The 16,416-nt window shown below is 31.7% G+C and carries 18 protein-coding genes; 8 read left to right on the forward strand and 10 right to left on the reverse strand.

Going from position 1 to position 16,416, the window contains the following annotated elements:
• Window positions 1-52: 52 nt before the first annotated feature.
• From NE054_RS03155 to coaBC, 3 genes are read left to right on the forward strand one after another with little or no spacing between them, the layout of a single operon-like run.
• Window positions 53-1,765, forward strand: coding sequence for a KUP/HAK/KT family potassium transporter (locus NE054_RS03155; protein WP_297888435.1), 1,713 nt, complete (start codon window positions 53-55; stop codon window positions 1,763-1,765).
• Between the two features lie 10 nt (window positions 1,766-1,775).
• Window positions 1,776-2,096 carry an alkylmercury lyase gene (locus tag NE054_RS03160; protein WP_297888387.1) on the forward strand — a complete coding sequence of 107 codons (321 nt, stop codon included), beginning with the start codon at window positions 1,776-1,778 and terminating at the stop codon, window positions 2,094-2,096.
• Window positions 2,083-3,252, forward strand: coding sequence for a bifunctional phosphopantothenoylcysteine decarboxylase/phosphopantothenate--cysteine ligase CoaBC (gene coaBC / locus NE054_RS03165; RefSeq protein WP_297888390.1), 1,170 nt, complete (start codon window positions 2,083-2,085; stop codon window positions 3,250-3,252). The genes NE054_RS03160 and coaBC overlap by 14 nt, the downstream gene beginning before the upstream one ends.
• Here the strand turns inward: coaBC and NE054_RS03170 are convergent.
• The gene (locus tag NE054_RS03170) at window positions 3,229-5,097 is read right to left on the reverse strand and encodes an acyltransferase family protein (RefSeq protein WP_297888393.1); all 1,869 of its coding nucleotides are present in this window, start codon (window positions 5,095-5,097) and stop codon (window positions 3,229-3,231) included. The genes coaBC and NE054_RS03170 overlap by 24 nt on opposite strands.
• Window positions 5,097-5,636 carry an acyltransferase gene (locus NE054_RS03175; protein ID WP_297888396.1) on the reverse strand — a complete coding sequence of 180 codons (540 nt, stop codon included), beginning with the start codon at window positions 5,634-5,636 and terminating at the stop codon, window positions 5,097-5,099. Before NE054_RS03175 ends, NE054_RS03170 begins: the two co-directional genes overlap by 1 nt.
• 70 nt (window positions 5,637-5,706) lie before the next feature.
• Between NE054_RS03175 and NE054_RS03180 the strand changes: the two genes are divergently transcribed.
• The 3 genes from NE054_RS03180 to NE054_RS03190 are packed head-to-tail and all read left to right on the forward strand — an operon-like array spanning window position 5,707 to window position 7,660.
• Complete coding sequence (locus tag NE054_RS03180) at window positions 5,707-6,432, forward strand: ATP-binding protein (RefSeq protein WP_297888399.1); 726 nt, start codon at window positions 5,707-5,709, stop codon at window positions 6,430-6,432.
• A 1-nt stretch (window position 6,433) separates the two neighbouring features.
• Window positions 6,434-7,021, forward strand: coding sequence for an imidazoleglycerol-phosphate dehydratase HisB (gene hisB, locus NE054_RS03185; protein WP_297888402.1), 588 nt, complete (start codon window positions 6,434-6,436; stop codon window positions 7,019-7,021).
• A 9-nt stretch (window positions 7,022-7,030) separates the two neighbouring features.
• The gene (locus NE054_RS03190) at window positions 7,031-7,660 is read left to right on the forward strand and encodes a DeoR family transcriptional regulator (protein ID WP_297888405.1); all 630 of its coding nucleotides are present in this window, start codon (window positions 7,031-7,033) and stop codon (window positions 7,658-7,660) included.
• Here NE054_RS03190 and NE054_RS03195 read toward each other — a convergent pair.
• Genes NE054_RS03195 through miaA form a run of 5 tightly spaced genes read right to left on the reverse strand, consistent with a single transcriptional unit; the run spans window position 7,657 to window position 10,760 of the window.
• Complete coding sequence (locus NE054_RS03195; protein WP_297888407.1) at window positions 7,657-8,253, reverse strand: sulfurtransferase TusA family protein; 597 nt, start codon at window positions 8,251-8,253, stop codon at window positions 7,657-7,659. The genes NE054_RS03190 and NE054_RS03195 overlap by 4 nt on opposite strands.
• On the reverse strand, window positions 8,231-8,578 hold the full coding sequence (locus NE054_RS03200; RefSeq protein WP_297888409.1) for a histidine triad nucleotide-binding protein: 348 nt from the start codon (window positions 8,576-8,578) through the stop codon (window positions 8,231-8,233). The genes NE054_RS03195 and NE054_RS03200 overlap by 23 nt, the downstream gene beginning before the upstream one ends.
• Window positions 8,571-9,665 carry a GTPase HflX gene (hflX, locus tag NE054_RS03205; RefSeq protein ID WP_297888412.1) on the reverse strand — a complete coding sequence of 365 codons (1,095 nt, stop codon included), beginning with the start codon at window positions 9,663-9,665 and terminating at the stop codon, window positions 8,571-8,573. Before hflX ends, NE054_RS03200 begins: the two co-directional genes overlap by 8 nt.
• A 2-nt stretch (window positions 9,666-9,667) precedes the next feature.
• Complete coding sequence (gene hfq / locus NE054_RS03210) at window positions 9,668-9,859, reverse strand: RNA chaperone Hfq (RefSeq protein WP_297888415.1); 192 nt, start codon at window positions 9,857-9,859, stop codon at window positions 9,668-9,670.
• Window position 9,860: 1 nt separating this feature from the next.
• Window positions 9,861-10,760 (reverse strand): tRNA (adenosine(37)-N6)-dimethylallyltransferase MiaA, encoded by a 900-nt coding sequence (gene miaA, locus NE054_RS03215; RefSeq protein WP_297888418.1) that lies wholly within the window; start codon window positions 10,758-10,760, stop codon window positions 9,861-9,863.
• A 156-nt stretch (window positions 10,761-10,916) separates the two neighbouring features.
• Between miaA and rnr the strand changes: the two genes are divergently transcribed.
• On the forward strand, window positions 10,917-13,019 hold the full coding sequence (rnr, locus tag NE054_RS03220) for a ribonuclease R (RefSeq protein ID WP_297888421.1): 2,103 nt from the start codon (window positions 10,917-10,919) through the stop codon (window positions 13,017-13,019).
• A gap of 1 nt (window position 13,020) precedes the next feature.
• Window positions 13,021-13,572, forward strand: coding sequence for a thioredoxin family protein (locus tag NE054_RS03225; RefSeq protein ID WP_297888424.1), 552 nt, complete (start codon window positions 13,021-13,023; stop codon window positions 13,570-13,572).
• Between the two features lie 129 nt (window positions 13,573-13,701).
• On the opposite strand, the gene NE054_RS03230 is transcribed toward NE054_RS03225, so the two are convergent.
• Genes NE054_RS03230 through NE054_RS03240 form a run of 3 tightly spaced genes read right to left on the reverse strand, consistent with a single transcriptional unit; the run spans window position 13,702 to window position 16,032 of the window.
• The gene (locus NE054_RS03230; RefSeq protein ID WP_297888427.1) at window positions 13,702-15,603 is read right to left on the reverse strand and encodes a pilus assembly protein PilQ; all 1,902 of its coding nucleotides are present in this window, start codon (window positions 15,601-15,603) and stop codon (window positions 13,702-13,704) included.
• Between the two features lie 11 nt (window positions 15,604-15,614).
• The gene (locus NE054_RS03235) at window positions 15,615-15,860 is read right to left on the reverse strand and encodes a hypothetical protein (protein WP_297888430.1); all 246 of its coding nucleotides are present in this window, start codon (window positions 15,858-15,860) and stop codon (window positions 15,615-15,617) included.
• Window positions 15,841-16,032 (reverse strand): hypothetical protein, encoded by a 192-nt coding sequence (locus NE054_RS03240; protein WP_297888433.1) that lies wholly within the window; start codon window positions 16,030-16,032, stop codon window positions 15,841-15,843. The genes NE054_RS03235 and NE054_RS03240 overlap by 20 nt, the downstream gene beginning before the upstream one ends.
• Window positions 16,033-16,416: the final 384 nt, after the last annotated feature.

Genomic DNA, 16,416 nt, shown 5'->3' on the forward strand with positions numbered 1-16,416 from the left:
TTTTTGAGATTTTGTTATAGATTGGGCAATCTCACCTAAAACTATTATCCTTATAACAAAACCAAACTTAGAGGAAATCTATGGTATAGCTTCTCTCATGATATGGACATTGATTATCATACCAACCGTTCAATATGCATGGCTTGCTATGAACCTTAGTTTAAGAGGTGAAGGAAGTATAATAGTTTTAGGTGAGATTGCCCAATCTATAACAAAATCTCAAAAATTAAAAATTATTCATAGAGCTTTAACCATACTTGGAATTGGATTTTTACTTGGTGATGGTATAATAACACCTGCTATCACAATTCTTAGCTCAACAGAAGGTTTAAGGCTGATTCAAGGATTAGAAAATCTAAGTCAAGAAACTATTTTAGCAATTGCAATCTTTATAACACTCTTTTTATTCTTAGTTCAAAAGTACGGAACCGGAAAAATAGGAATAGCTTTTGGTCCAATAATGACAGTTTATTTTTTAACAATTTCTTTAATCGGTGTTTACTTTATTTCTCAAAATCCTTCAGTTTTAAGAGCATTTAATCCTTTAGAAGCTTTTAACTTTATACAAAACCATCCATTTGTTGCATTCTTAGCTCTCTCAGAGATTATTCTAGTTGCAACCGGTGGGGAAGCTATGTACGCAGATATGGGTCATATAGGAAAAAATGCCATAAGAATAGCTTGGATTTTTGTATTTTTTGCAGTGGTTGCAAGTTATTTAGGACAAGCATCTTTTATTTTATCTCATCCGACCGAACAAAATCCATTTTTCCATTCAGCAAGTATCCTTTTAGGAAATAATATATACATTCTTTTTCTTCTTTTGATTACGGTTTCCGGTATCATAGCTTCTCAAGCTTTAATAAGCGGTGTCTTCTCTCTTATCTTTCAAGGAATAAACGCAAGATTAATACCACTACTTCAAATAAGACACACTTCTACCGAGTTAAGTACTCAGATTTACATTCCTGTTGTAAACTTTTTCCTTTTACTTGGTGTTTTAATTATGTTCTTTATATTCAGACAATCAGAAAAAATGGCTTCAGCATACGGATTTGCAGTAAATATAGACATGGTGATAACAAGTATATTTCTGATGTATATTTACTTTAATCTCAGAAAATATTTTTATCTTACAATAGCAGTCTTACTCTTTTTTGTGGATGCTACATTTTTAGCATCTAACACTCTGAAAATTCCACATGGAGCCTTTTGGCCAATACTGTTTGCCTTGCCACCTATAACCTTTATTTCCATATACATTTTAGGACAGGCAAGGATATACACAAAAGCAAAATTTATGGATTTAAACACTTTTATCAACAACTTCTTAAAGATTTATCCTAAAAAATGTAAAATAAAAGGTTGTGCTGTATTCCTATTGAGAAGTAAAGAAAGAGTACCACCGTATATAGTGGAAACGATGATTAAACATGGTATTGTTTATGAAGAGAACATTTTTCTATCTTTGAAAAAGTTAGACCAACCCTTTGGAATAAGAAGTTATTTTAGTGAAGATTTATGTGAAGGAATAAAATACGCGGTTATTGAGTATGGGTATCAAGAAATTGTAAACGTGGAACAGGAACTAAGAAATCTTGATATAAACGAAAGAGTTGTTTTCTATGGGGTTGATAATGTTTACTCAGATAATCCAATATGGAAACTATTTGGACTTATTAAAAGAATTTTTTCTAATTTTGCAGATTTTTACAAATTACCACCTCAAAAGGTCCACGGTGTTGTTGTTAGAATAGAAATTTAAGGAGATATCTATGGTTGAGTTTCAATATTTTGAAGGTTGTCCAAATGCAAAAGAGACACTTGATAACCTTTTATCTTTAGTAAGTGAAGGTTTTTTAAAGCATGAAGAGATAAAAATAGTTAAAATTACATCTGTTGATGATGCAGAAAAACTAAACTTCCAAGGTTCACCTTCTATTTTGTACAATGGGATAGATATATACACCCTTGAAAAACCATTAGGATTTGCTTACAATTGTAGAACTTATTTTATAAATGAAAAATTAACAGGTGTACTTACGAAAGAGTTTATTAAAGAGAGGATACAAAAGTTAAGAAATGCTAAAAAATAAGAATGTTCTTGTTGGTGTAAGTGGCTCTATAGCATCTTATAAAGCTTGTGAATTGGTAAGAGCACTTCAAAAGAAAGGTGCTGTTGTAAGGGTTTGTATGACTCCTTCAGCTGAAGAATTTGTCGGTAAACTTACATTCCAAGCTTTAACTGGAGAAGAAGTTTATGTGTCTTGGAAAGATGGTAAATCCGGATTAGAGCATATTACGTTAGCAAGATGGGCTGATGCTTTTGTTATAGCTCCGGCATCTGCCAACACGATAGCAAAACTGAGATTTGGTATCACCGATAACTTTTTAACTTCCTTGGCTTTAGCATACGATAAACCTATCGTTATTGCACCTGCTATGAACACAAAAATGTATGAAAATCCAGCTACTGTAGAAAATATAAACGTACTAAAAGAAAGAGGTCATATATTAGTATCTCCAAATGAGGGAGTCCTCGCTTGTGGAGAAGAGGGAGCCGGAAAATTAGCAGACTTAGAAGATGTAGTACTTGCTATCAAATACGCAGTTTATCCTAAAATACTTAAAGGAAAGAAAGTGTTAATTACAGCTGGAGGAACAAGAGAGTACTTTGACCCTATCAGGTACATATCAAACGCATCATCAGGTCAGATGGGATACTTTCTTGCAGAAGTTGCTTACTGTATGGGAGCAGATGTTACACTGATATCAGCTCCAACCTGTCTTAAGTTACCTTCACAGATAAAAAAGATAGACGTAGTATCGGCATTAGAGATGTTTGAAAAGATAAGAGATATTTACAAAGATTTTGATGTAATTATAATGAACGCAGCGGTTGCAGATTTTAGACCACAGCATTACAGCAGTCAAAAACTCAAAAAAGATAAGGAAAACATGACTGTAAAATTGGAACCTAATCCGGACATCCTAAAATTCTTAGGAGAAAATAAAAAAGAAAATCAGATACTCATAGGCTTTGCAGCCGAAAGCCAAAATATAGAAAAAAATGCCATTGACAAACTAAAAAGAAAAAATCTTGATTTTATAGTAGCCAATCCGGTAGATGTTTTTAGTAAAGACTTTTATCAAGGATTTATCCTAACAAAAAAATTAGAAAAGATGGAGATATCGTCAACAGACAAGGAATCTGCAGCCTTTGAGATTTTAAATACTATTTTTTCCCTCTGAGTTTAACTCAATGTTTTCAACATCAGGAGCTTTTTCTTCATTTTCTTTATGAGTATTTTCTTCTTTCTTTTTCCAAGAAAGATTAGATTTACCTGAAAGGTAATCTTTTATCAAAGATGCGTAGAATTTTGCACCTTTTGGATTTAAGTGAACTTTATCACTTACAAAAATATCCTCTTTATCTTTACTTACAGAGTACCAATCTACAACATGAACGTTAGGTCTTTCAGATGCAACCTGCCAAAAAAGAGTGTTAACCTTGTTTTGCCAAGGTTTAGGCACCTTCACCGTAACAAGGTACACCTCTTTGTCTTGTAGTTTATCTAAAACTTCTTCTAAATCAGATTTTCTTATGTGCCCGTTATTTCCAAGGGCAATTATGACCTTTTTATATCCACTGATTTTATCATTAGACAAAATATTGAAAATTTCATCAAACTGTCTTCCTACTTTTGCATCTACATAAGAATTTGGAATGTATTTCTTTATGTAATCTGATGCTCCCAACATAACTGAATCGCCTATTATAAAAACTTCAGAAGAGACAATTTTATCGTCTATGGTTGCATCTTTTTCAATCTCTTTTTTAATTTCTTCATCTGATTTTTCTGAATTTTCTTTTTCCGGATAAATTTTAACTTCATAGGAAGCAACTTTATCCTCATCTAACTTTAACGATACAGCTTTTTCGTAACTTTTTTCTTCCGGCTGTGTAGTAGACAAATACCCTACACTAAAACCTATAACAGTTAAAGACACTGCAAAGTTAGATAGTGATTTTAAAGTAAGTATTCTACTAAAATCAAGTTTTCTAAAAGGCTCTTCTACAAATGTATAACTTAGATTAGAAACAAAGAATGTTATAACTATTCCTATCAAAACAACATCAATATATTTATTAGAATAAAGTATATTTAGAATAACAAATACCGGATAGTGCCAAAGATAGATTGAATAACTTCTCTCACCAATCCACTTTAAAGGTAGTATAGACAACACTAAATTAAAATAATCAGATTTCAAAACAGATAAAATAACAAAAACTGTTAAGAAAGATATGTATAAAAACCCAAAAGGGTACATGTAATCTTCATAGCTGTTTAAAAATACATAACCTGAAGTAAGCAGTAAAATTCCAACTATTCCTAAAACAAAAAATGCTACTCTCTTAACAGGAACTTTTTCTATATTAACCGCTAAAAAAGAACCAATTAAGAAAGAATAGAACCTGCTATCAGTCCCAAAGTAAACTCTATCAACATTGTCATAAAGATAGTATAAAACGAACATATCTGAAACAGAAAGGATGATGGATAAAAGAATAAATATATTTAAAAATTTTTTATCGTATCTGCTAAGAAATAGAAAAATCAAAGCCCATATCAAGTAAAACTGCCATTCCATTGACAAAGACCAAAGATGTAGGTTAAAAAGATTATCACTAAACTTTTCAAAGTATGGTACATTTCTGAATATCAACCACCAGTTGTAAACGTTAAAACTTCCCGCTACAAGCTCAGAGAGAAATTTTTCGGTATGTTGAGGAAAAAGGGAACTGATAACAACTATTTGAATTAAGATTAAGAAAACAAAAGCCGGATAAAGTCTTAGATACCTTCCTTTCAAAAATTTAATTAATCCATAAAACAAACCATCTTTAGAGTATTTGTTGATAAGAGAGTTTGTAATCAAAAATCCAGATAAAACGAAGAAAGACTCTACTCCTAAAAAACCACCACCAAAAACACCAACAGATTCCGGATAAAAAACCAAAAAAATATGAAAAATCAATACAACAAGTACAAAAATAGCTCTTAAACCATCAAGCCCCTGAAACTTTTCCATCAGTTTAAACTGTTTATGTATCTGTAGATGATATAACTGTAAATATAACTTCCCGTTGGTGTAAGATGATAACCATCAGGTCTAAAACAACTAACATCACTCCTTGAACAAATAACACTACTAAGGTTATACCAATCAATAACTTCTATGGAAGGTCTCATACTTTTTAAAACTTGATATGTTTTGTTAACTTCACTTTCCCACCACCTTGGTACTTTTGCATTTACAAATAAAACTTTTCTACCTTTACTTTGAAGATAATCAATTACCTGTAAACCTTCTTCAACACTGAAAGCTCCATTTGTTCCAAGGGCTATAACTACAACCTTACCAAGTAGTCCTTTTTCTTCCAAATCTTTAATCCTTGCCATGGCTTCTTGGAACTTTCTTCCTACTTTTGCATCTATAACCACATCCGGAATTTGCTGTTTTAAGTAGTTTTGTGCTCCTAGTATTAAACTATCCCCTATAATTGTTATCTCTTGGGCTAAAGAAATCTTAAAAAATAAGATTAATATTAAAATAACAATTTTTTTCATCTTTCTCCTTGATTTACATTTTTTTTATTTTAATTTATATTATTATAGCAAAAACAACAAAGGTTTTCTTATGAAATTTGTAGAAGAAAAAGTAAAATGTAACATATGTCAAGATAGAGGATGGGTTTATAAAGACGGTGGAGTTGTAAAATGTGAATGTCAGTATAATCTAAATAACTTTCAAGTAAACTCTTCTTTGAATATTCCAAAAAAGTACTTTCATGCAAGTTTAGACAATTTCTTAGATGCAGGAATCTATTCAAGGAAATTGATATTGGAGAAAATAAAGGAGTACATTTACTCTGATGAGATAGACGAAGGTAGAGGATTTTTCTTTTACGGTAGAAACGGAGTAGGTAAAACCCATTTAGCAGTTGCCATTTTAAAAGAACTGTACAAATTAAAAGGTATCACAGGTATGTTTTACGATACCAGAATTCTTTTGTACGACTTAAAAGCAACCTTTGAAGGAAATTCTTCTACTCGTGAGCTTTTAGACAGTGTGGTAAAAGCACCTATTTTAGTACTTGATGACTTAGGTCAAGAGAGACTTTCAGACTGGGCAAAAGATATTTTACATTATGTAATTATCAGTAGATATAACGAAAAACTTCCTGTTATAATAACATCTAACATTTCATTGGAAAAAGAAAATGGAAAAGATATTACAGAAGATGTAGAATCCAGATTTGGAAAAGGTATTACATCAAGGTTGATGGAAATGTGTTATCCGATTTTTGTAGAAGGTGAAGATTTTAGAAAAGCAACAATACATAAAAATTTAAGAAGGTTGTAATATGGAAAGAAAAGCATTCGTTAAAAGAGAGACGAAAGAAACTCAGATAGAGTTATCTGTAAATTTAGATGGAACAGGTAAAAATAAGGTAGATACTCAAGTGGGTTTTTTGTCCCATATGTTGGAGAGCTTTTCGTTTCATTCTATGATTGACCTTGAAGTCATGGCAACAGGTGATATCCATGTTAGTCATCATCATCTTGTAGAAGATGTAGGAATCGTTTTAGGTATGGCTGTTAAAGAAGCTTTAGGCGATAAAAGGGGTATAAAAAGATTTGGATACAGTATCATACCAATGGATGAAGCTCTTGCTCTATGTTCAATAGATTTATCTGGAAGACCTTTACTGTTTTACGATGATTTAGGTTATAGAGGTAAAATAACCCATTTTGATTATGAATTAATGGGAGAGTTTTTTAAAGGTTTTACACTTTCTGCTGGAATAACCATGCATCTAAAAGCTTTGGCAGGACATAACCTTCACCATATAGCAGAATCCTTAACAAAAGCATTTGCAATAGCATTAAAAGAAGCTATTTCAATAGACCCGAGAAGAAATCAAGTTCCATCGACAAAAGGCACAATTTAGGAGGAGAAAATGGAAAACAACATAAACAGAAAAAAAGAGATATTAAAAATACTTCAAGAAAGAGGTGAAGTAACGGTAAAAGAGTTAAGCCATATATTTAACGTTTCTGAAATGACAATATACAGAGATGTAAGGGAACTTGAAAAAGAAGGAGAGATAAAGAGAAAACACGGTTCCGTTCTTTTAAACACGGTTGAAAATAAAGAACCTTTATCTTTAAAATCTTGTCCTATATGTTCCAAACCTATTACAAGGGCTCATCCTTACAAAATAATTGTAGAAAATACAAAAGTGGTAGAAGCATGTTGTGAACACTGTGGTTTGATGCTTCATCAAAGATATGCAGATAAAAGCGTATCAGCTTTAACGTTTGATTTTATCACGGAAAAACCTATAAATGCGTTGGATGCATGGTACGTTGTAGGTAGCTCTGCTATTCCATGTTGTAGTCCAAGTGTTATACCTTTTACATACAAGGAAGACGCTGAAAAGTTTGCAAAAGGTTTTGGAGGAAAAGTTTTAAACTTTATAGATGCTTACAATGAAGTTATTAACAGGATGAGTATAAATATAAAAAGTTGCTGTTCCACTGGAAACTCTACGGTAACTTTTAAAATTTCCGATTTAAAGAAAAGTTAGGTTATTTTAGGATATTTTTTATCTTTGTCTATAATATGAACATCCTCTACAGCAAACTTGTTTTCTTTTAGTAAGTTGTATATTTTTAAGGCATCTTCTTTGTTTTTAAACCCAAAAACTAAACCACAGTGAGGATATATTTCTTTTGGAACCGGAAGCATGATGTAGTTGTTGATGTTCTTTTCCTTCAAGAAATTGTTTGCTCTTATACCTTCCGCGACAGATACAAAAGTTAAGAGATATCTTGGCTTGTTAAACGGTACTATATCTAAAAAATGTTTTATAAAGTGTAGTTTTACACCTAAGGATATAAATTTTATTTTGTCAATTATGCTTTCTCCTTTAAATCCTTTACCTCTTTCAATAATTGCAACGTAATAACCATTTTCCTCTCTAAACTCTAATAACTTATTTCCTGTTTCGTAAGACCATATTTCAATATCTTTTTTAAAAGCTTTATCGTCAGCTAATACTTTAAGTTTTTCTCCAACAGGTATTTCTTTTAACTTCTTTGACAATAAAGTAAGTGGTAAAGGACAGAAAAGTCCTCTTGTATCTACTGTTTGAATGTTATTTACAGATGAGTTTTCCAAGGGGCTCTCCTCCTAATAGATGCCAATGGACATGAAATACTTCTTGTCCTGAATCTTTTCCTGTGTTTACGATGAGTCTAAATCCGGATTCTGCGATACCAAGCATTTTTGCTATTTCATTTGCTTTTAGTATTAGATGACCTATCAAAGTTTTATGTTTTCCTTCAAAATAAAGGTTGTTAGGAATATGCTCCTTGGGTATTATCAATACATGAACTTTTGCCTGAGGTCTAATATCATGAAAAGCCATTATCAGTTCATCTTCGTAAACTACTTTTGCCGGAATCTCCTTGTTAACTATTTTACAAAACACACAGTTATCCATGGCTTTCTCCTTTTTTTATCGCATATTTTCTTAGTATATCAAATAATTTAATCATATTCCACCCTTTTAATGTAGATACAGTTACTGTATTTTCCGCCACATCTGGCTCTAAGTATTCTTCTGATGGTATTACTTTGTCTATTTTATTCATAACGGTTATTATAGGCTTATCTTCTAACTTTAATTTTCTTAAAACATCTTCCACTGTCTGTTTTTTCATCGTCCAGTTTTCATCGGATATATCTATTACGTGAAGTATTAAATCAGATTCCTCTAATTCTTGTAATGTTGTCATGAATGCATCCATTATTTCTTGAGGCATATCTTCCACAAATCCTACCGTATCTGTTAAAATTACTTTCTTGCCAATATCTGGAAAGTAGATAAAAGATGTTTTGGTATCTAAGGTTGCAAAAAGCTGGTCAGAGATGAAAGTCTCTCTTTTGGTTAATTTGTAAAGTAAAGAGGATTTACCTGCATTGGTATAACCTACAAGTGCAACGTTTAAAATATCCGGATTGTCTTCTCTTCTTTTTCTTTGTTGTTTTTTCTGCTTTTCTATCTCTTTTAACTGAGACTTTATTTTTGATATTCTGTCTTTTATAGCTCTTGTTTTTATTTCACCTAACTTTTCTCCGGCTCCCTTTGTTTTCATACCACCACCGATTCTTGACAACTCCTTACCTTTTTGGCTGTAAATTCTTGGTAGTTGATGTTGAAGATATGCAAGCTCTACTTGAAGTTTTGCCTGTTTTGTTTTGGCTCTTTTAAAAAATATTTGAAGTATTAGGTCTGTCCTGTCTAAAACTTCTACTCCTAACTCTTTTGAAAGGTTAGAAATTTGAACAGGAGAAAGGTTTACATTAAAAACAACTGTATCTGCACCAATTCCCTCAACAAGCTGAGCAATTTCTTTTACTTTCCCTCTTCCTATGTAGTACGCAGGGTCTGGAGATTCTCTTTTTTGATAGACTTTTCCTAATACTACCCCTTCCGCAGCCTCTACCAAACCTTCCAACTCTTCTATCTGATATTTAAACCTTTGTTGGCTCTGATTTACATTAACTGCTACTATTATCGCTCTCAAATTTACTCTACTACTATTGTACTTATTGCATGTTTGTAGATTAACTGTTGCTGTCCGTTTACATCTAAAAGTATTGTAAATTGGTCCGCATCAAGAATCTTACCTACAATCCTAGTTCCTCTTACAAGGTAAATTGTAACTTCTTTTCCTTCTCTTCTGTACTCATTTAAAATTTCATCTTGAACTGATGCCATCTTAAACCTCCTGCAGTTTATTTTTAATTATCTTTAAAGCTTCTTTAACATTTAAAGTACTCAGGTTTAAAATTTTAAAATCTGTCTTGTTTCTGAAAGTTCTAATCTGTCTTTTTGCAAAATCTTTAGTATTTTCTATTATACTACTTTTAGCTTCTTCAAGTGAGATTTTCTTATCTAAGTATGGTAAAACTTCTTTGTACCCTATCGCTTGCATTGAAGTGATACTTTCTTTAAATCCCATTTCTATTAAATTTTTTACTTCTTCCACCAAACCTTTTTCAAACATCCTTTCAACTCTCATCCTTATTCTTTCCATCAACTCTTCCCTATCTCTTTCTAAGTTAAAACCTATAAACCGGTATCTTGGTTTTGTGAAACCTTCTTGAAAAGAAGAAAAAGGTTTTCCGGATATTTCATAAACTTCCAAAGCTCTAACAATCCTTCTTTTATCGTTTGGATGTATTTTTTCTGCATAAACAGGGTCTACCTTTTTGAGTTTTTCATATAAAATGTTGTTATCTATAGAGTATAACTTTTCTCTTATTTTCCAATCACCTTCAGGTGCCTCTGATATTCCAAATAAAGCCCCTTGAATATACAACCAACTGCCCCCAACTACTATTGGGACTTTACCTTTTTGTAAAATTTCTTTTACCACTTTATCAAAATGGTTTATATAATCTTTAACTGAAAAAGTTTCAAAAGGTAAGACTAAGTCAATAAGATGATGTGGAATTCCTTCCATTTCATCTAAGGAAGGTTTTGCCGTTCCTATATCCATATATTTATAAATCATCATAGAATCTGCACTTATCACTTCACCATCTATCTCTTTGGCAAGAAGTATTCCAAGGTCTGTTTTTCCTGTTGCTGTCGCTCCGGCTATTACTACTATCATTTAACCTTTTTTTTATGAAAATTTGAAAGATAAGATATTTATAAAAGTTTATTTTGTCAATAGATATAAATCTTGATAAAAATTCTCTTAAAGCTTATAATTAACTTAACGATTTCATTTTAAAAAATTGACTTTAACTAATTTAAGGGGGAAAAGTTGAGCATAACTCAAGAAGAGGTTTTAGAGGTCTTAAGAAAGAATAAAAAAGGTTTATATTTCAAACAAATCGCTAAGGAGTTTGATTTAAAGAAAAACGAAGAAAAACAGTTAAAAAAAGTGTTGAAAAAACTTCAAAAAAATAAAACAGTAGTATATTCAAAAGGGTTGTACAAAATCCGGAAAGAATTTGAAAAAGAAAATCTTATAAAAGGTAAAGTAGAAGCTCATGAAAGTGGCTTTGGATTTTTGATAAGAGAAGATGGTGAACCGGATTTATTTATTCCTCCTATAGAGATGGACTACCTTTTTGACGGTGACATAGTTTTAGCAGAGGAAAGAATATACAGAGGAAAAAAAGAAGCAAAAATAGTAAAGGTTTTAGAAAGAAGAGTAAAAACTGCTGTTGGAAAACTTCAAAAAGAGAAGGAAAGATACTTTGTACATCTTTTAGATTTTGTAATACCTCATAAAGTTTACATAAATAAAAAGGAAGCAAAAAAATATCCATTGGGAAATTATGTAGTTGTTGAAATACTTCAATATCCGGATAGAAAAGTAGAAGCAAAGGGAAGGATACTAAAAGATTTAGGAAATGTTAAAAACACTCAAACAGTGGCAGAAATAGTAGCAAGAAAGTATGACCTTCCACTTTCCCACAGTGAAGAAGCATTACAAGAAGCTGAAAAACTACCTTCATCTGTCAGAATCACCAAAAACAGAAAGGATTTAACAAAACAGATTTGTTTCACCATAGACCCAGAAAGTGCAAGAGACCATGACGACGCAGTAGCAATAGAAAAAGAGGGAGAAAATTACAGACTTTACGTTCATATAGCGGATGTCTCTTACTACGTAAAAGAAGGTTCAGCAATAGATAAAGAAGCATTCAGCAGAGGAAACACTTACTACCTACCAGAAAGGGCTTTACACATGCTTCCAGAAAGACTAGCGTCTAATCTGTGTAGTTTAAGACCCAACGAGAAAAAGTACGCTTTTACCTGTGAAATGTTGATAGACAAAAAAGGAAACGTTATAGATTACGATATTTACGAAAGTGTTATAGAAAGTAAAGCAAAGTTAACCTACGACCAAGCGTTGGCAATCATCATGGGAGAACCAGAATATTTAAAGGCTTATCCGGATTTAGTAGAGCCTCTTAAGAATATGGAAGAGTTGGCTAAGATACTTATGAAAGCAAAGGAAGAAAGAGGAAGTATAGATTTTGATATGCCAGAATCAAAAATACTGTTTAATGAAAACGGAGACCCATACGATGTGGTACCTTATGAAAGACATTTAACTCACAGAATAATAGAAGAGTTTATGATTATAGCCAACGAAACGGTGGCAAAACATATGGAAAAAAACAATTTACCATTTATTTATAGGGTCCATGAAAAACCAAAAATAGAAAAGGTAAACGCATTTGTTGAACTAATGGCAGGACTTGGTTATAAAGTAGATTATCCAAAAGGAGATGTAGAACCTAAATTTATACAAAAGCTGATAGAGATGGCAGTAGGTACTCCGGAAGAGTCATTGGTAAGATTTTTAGCTTTGAGAACTATGAAACAAGCAAAATACTCCCCAGAAAACATAGGACACTTTGGGTTAGCTTCCCAGTGTTATACACACTTTACATCACCTATCAGAAGGTATGCAGATATTTGGGTACACAGACTACTAAAAAAATCAATAAAGAAAAAGTTTACAAAGAAAGATTTACAAGAGCTACCTAAAAAACTTCAAATCATAGCAGAGCAATGTTCAAAAATGGAAAGAGTTGCAGATGATGCAGAAAGAGACGCTTTAGATATCCTAAAACTTAGAATACTAAAAGAAAAAGTTGGAGAAGAGATTGAAGGAATTATTACAGGAGTTATGTCTTTTGGTGTGTTTGTTGAAATAGAAAGGTACATTATAGAAGGCTTAATATCAATCGGTTCACTTCCGGAAAAGATGAGATACGACGAAAAATCTCATCAACTCATAGGAGAAAAACTAAAATTTAGATTGGGAGATAAAATAAAAGTAAAGATAATAAGAGTGGATGAAGACAGTAAAAAGATAGATTTAGAATTCATCAGTAAGGAGGTTTGAAATGGCTTTGATGTACTCGGTAGATATACCACTTGGAAGTAAAATGCCAGATTTTCAGCTTAAGGACCCTTTTGGAAACGTTTACAAAAGTGATGAACTTTACGGAGAAAAAGGGTTGTTGGTTGTTTTTACCTGTAATCACTGTCCTTATGCTTTGGCTGTGTGGCCAAGATTGATAAAGTTATCCGAGTATGCAAAAAAACTTGGAATAAATACAGTTGCTATAAACCCAAACATCCATCCCAACTATCCGGAAGATGCTCCAGAAAAGATGATAGAAAAAATAAAAGAATGGGGAATACCTTTCCCATACTTAGTAGATGAAACACAAGAAGTTGCAAAAGCATTCAAAGCTCAATGTACACCAGACATATACCTTTTTGACAAAGAACATAAACTCGTATACCACGGTAGGATAGACGATAACTGGCAAGATGAAACAAAGGTAACAAAAGAAGAACTTAAAGAAGCTATAACAAACCTATCCGAAGGAAAACCTATAAATCCGGTTCAACATCCATCTATGGGTTGTTCTATCAAGTGGAGAGAGTGAACTATACAGTAAATCTTTATTACTTGCTGGATTAGTTTAAAGATTTTACATTCTAAGTTTTTTGGTAAACTATTTTTTTGAATTGAAACTAAGGTTATAAATAGACCCCCCGTAAGGGGGATAAAAAATTTATTCATAAATTATTTTTGGAGATAAAAATATTAACAACTCCGAAGAAGTAGCATTTTTATAATTATTTTTAAATAGTCCACCTAAAACCGGAATATTCATCAAACCAGGAACACCTGTATTAACTTCACTTTCTTTCTTTTCTATTATCCCACCAATTACCAAAGTTGAGCCATCTTTTACAGATACACGATTTATTATTGTTTTTGTAATAATAGGTGGAACTCCTTGTATAGCCTTTCCAAAGTCTGGTTCATCCTTTGAAAGTTCTATGTTAAGCATGATGTTTCCATCAGCCATACTAAATGGTGTTACTTTAAGTTGCATAACAGCGTTTTTAAAGTTGACATTTCCAGGAGTTGTAGCTGTTGCTCCGGTAATGTAAGGTATTTCATAACCTTGTCTGATTAAAGCAGTTTCTCCATCTGTAGTTAAAATTTTTGGTGCAGATAGAAGTTTGGTTTTACCAATTTTTTGTAGTGCAGAAATTCTTATATCCAAGAAATTTTGAGCTCCACCTAATATAAATCCAATAGAAAATCCACCCGGCATGGTTATATTGGCTGGGAAATCAACAGCATAACTACTTCCATAACTGTTAGTTCCATTTGTAATTATAGGTCTAAAGGCAGCCAAACTACTTCCTGAACCTGTTCCGGCTATTACTTTTGTATTATTGTTATCTATATTACTTGCAAGACCTCCCCATTGAATACCTAAATCTTTTATACTATCAGATGAAACTTCTACAATTCTGGCTTCTATCATAATTTGATAAGGTTTTTCTAAAAGTTCATTGTAGTATTTATATTTGATTTTATCAATTACTTCCGGATAATCCGATATACATAAACGAGGTAAAGAGGAAACAATGTAATCTCCTCTCAAAACTTGACTTTGAGGTGGTATCTGTTGATTTTGGACTTGTTGTCCTTGTTGACCTTGGAAAAGTTGGTCCTCTTTAAATTCTCCTATTTTAAAAGGTTTTGATACACTGACAACGGAAGGAGGTTGACCTGAAGCACCTTGTATTGTTGCAACATCAAACTTTTTGTAGTTGAACGATATACTACCGATTTCACTTAACTCTTTAAACTTTATGTTATTGTAAATCTCCCCAGGTTCTAACTCCCTAACGTAAAAACATTTTGTTACTATTTTATCTTGAAGTTTTTGAGATATTATAGGTATTACCTTTTGTATAACATCTGAAAAATCAGTTATTATAAGTTTTCTTTTATTTTTATCATAATCTACTCTTCCAAAAGGTGATAATTCTGCGGATATCCTGTCTTTTATATTTATAAAATCTTCGTACGATAATGGATACTCCTTAGTAACAGGTTTTCCTTTTTTAGAGAAAAGTTCTTGTTGGTTTTTTGCTGTGTCGGATATGTATTTTAGGTAAGGTTCTAAGAAGGTTTTTACTTTTTCTACGTTTTCTTTAGTGTCTTTGTAATAAATACTGTAAATCGATGGATTGTAATCTAAAATAGAGTAATCTGTTTTTACACTTTTTATGTAATCTATCACCTTTTTATAAGGCTCTTCTCCTGCAATTGTAATCACATCAAGGGGAATTATTGTTTTTATTTCATCTGACTCTTTTATTGTGTAGATAGATGTCTGTTTATCTTTAACCATAATCAAACCATTATCTAAAAGTATCTTGTTTAAAATAACTATATCTTCTACAGGTTTTTGTATTATTATATTTACAAGACTATCTTTTTTCTTTATAGCGTCTTTATCCCATATAACGTTTATTCTTGATACTTGAGATATAGCATCAACAACCGTTCCTAACATCGCATTGTTAAACTCTAATTTTATTCTTTCTGCAAAAGAGTTTGGAAGTATTAAAAAATTTGTAAGAGCTATAGCTATTACGATTCTCTTCATGACTTTAACCTCTACTTGGTTTCTTTTTCTATCAATTTTTTAGGGTCAGTTTTCACTTTGACAAGTTTGGTTCCATCAGGTGTTTCTATTACCAAAAATTTTTCTCCGTTTTCCTTTTGTATATAACCTACAGTTGTTTCTAATCCTAAAAATGGATTTAAATCTTTGATAGGAGGTAAATTCAAAGGCTCTGCTTTTACGGTAGAAAAGATAAGAAAAATTATCATAAGTAAGATATTACTTTTTCTCTTTAGCATCTTTTCCCTCCTGTGGAATATAGTAAATATTTAAGGTTAAATCAGTGTTAATGTATTTATTTTCCTTTTTTAAATTTACATTCCTTACTGTTATCAACCTATCACTCTTTGATAAACTTTCTAAAAAGTTGTTTATAGATTTATAACTGTTGGCTTTTAAATCAACTTTCATGTATACTACCTTTATTGGTACAGAATTTTCATTTTCCTTTTTTTTCTTATCTTCCTTGGTCTGCTTTTCCTTAGGAGTTTTATCATCTTTTGGAGGTTCTTTTGGTGTTATGGTTAAAGATTTTGTATTTTCATCGTAGGATAGGTAAGATTCTTCTTCTTTTTCTATGGAAGAATATAACAGTATTATGTTGTTTTCTTCACTTTTCTTTGATATAAAATCGATAACTTCTTCAACTTTTGGTTTATCCGGAACATTTTTATAAAACTCTTCCAGTTTTAATTTATCTTGAGCTAATTTTAATTTTAAACCCTAATTTCCAATTCGAAAAAAAGATGAAATAAAAAACCTCCAGTGGTATCATAAAGTAAAACTACCACTGGA

Origin of the sequence: Sulfurihydrogenibium sp., assembly GCF_027448985.1 — a bacterium.
Classification (GTDB): Bacteria; Aquificota; Aquificia; order Aquificales; family Hydrogenothermaceae; genus Sulfurihydrogenibium.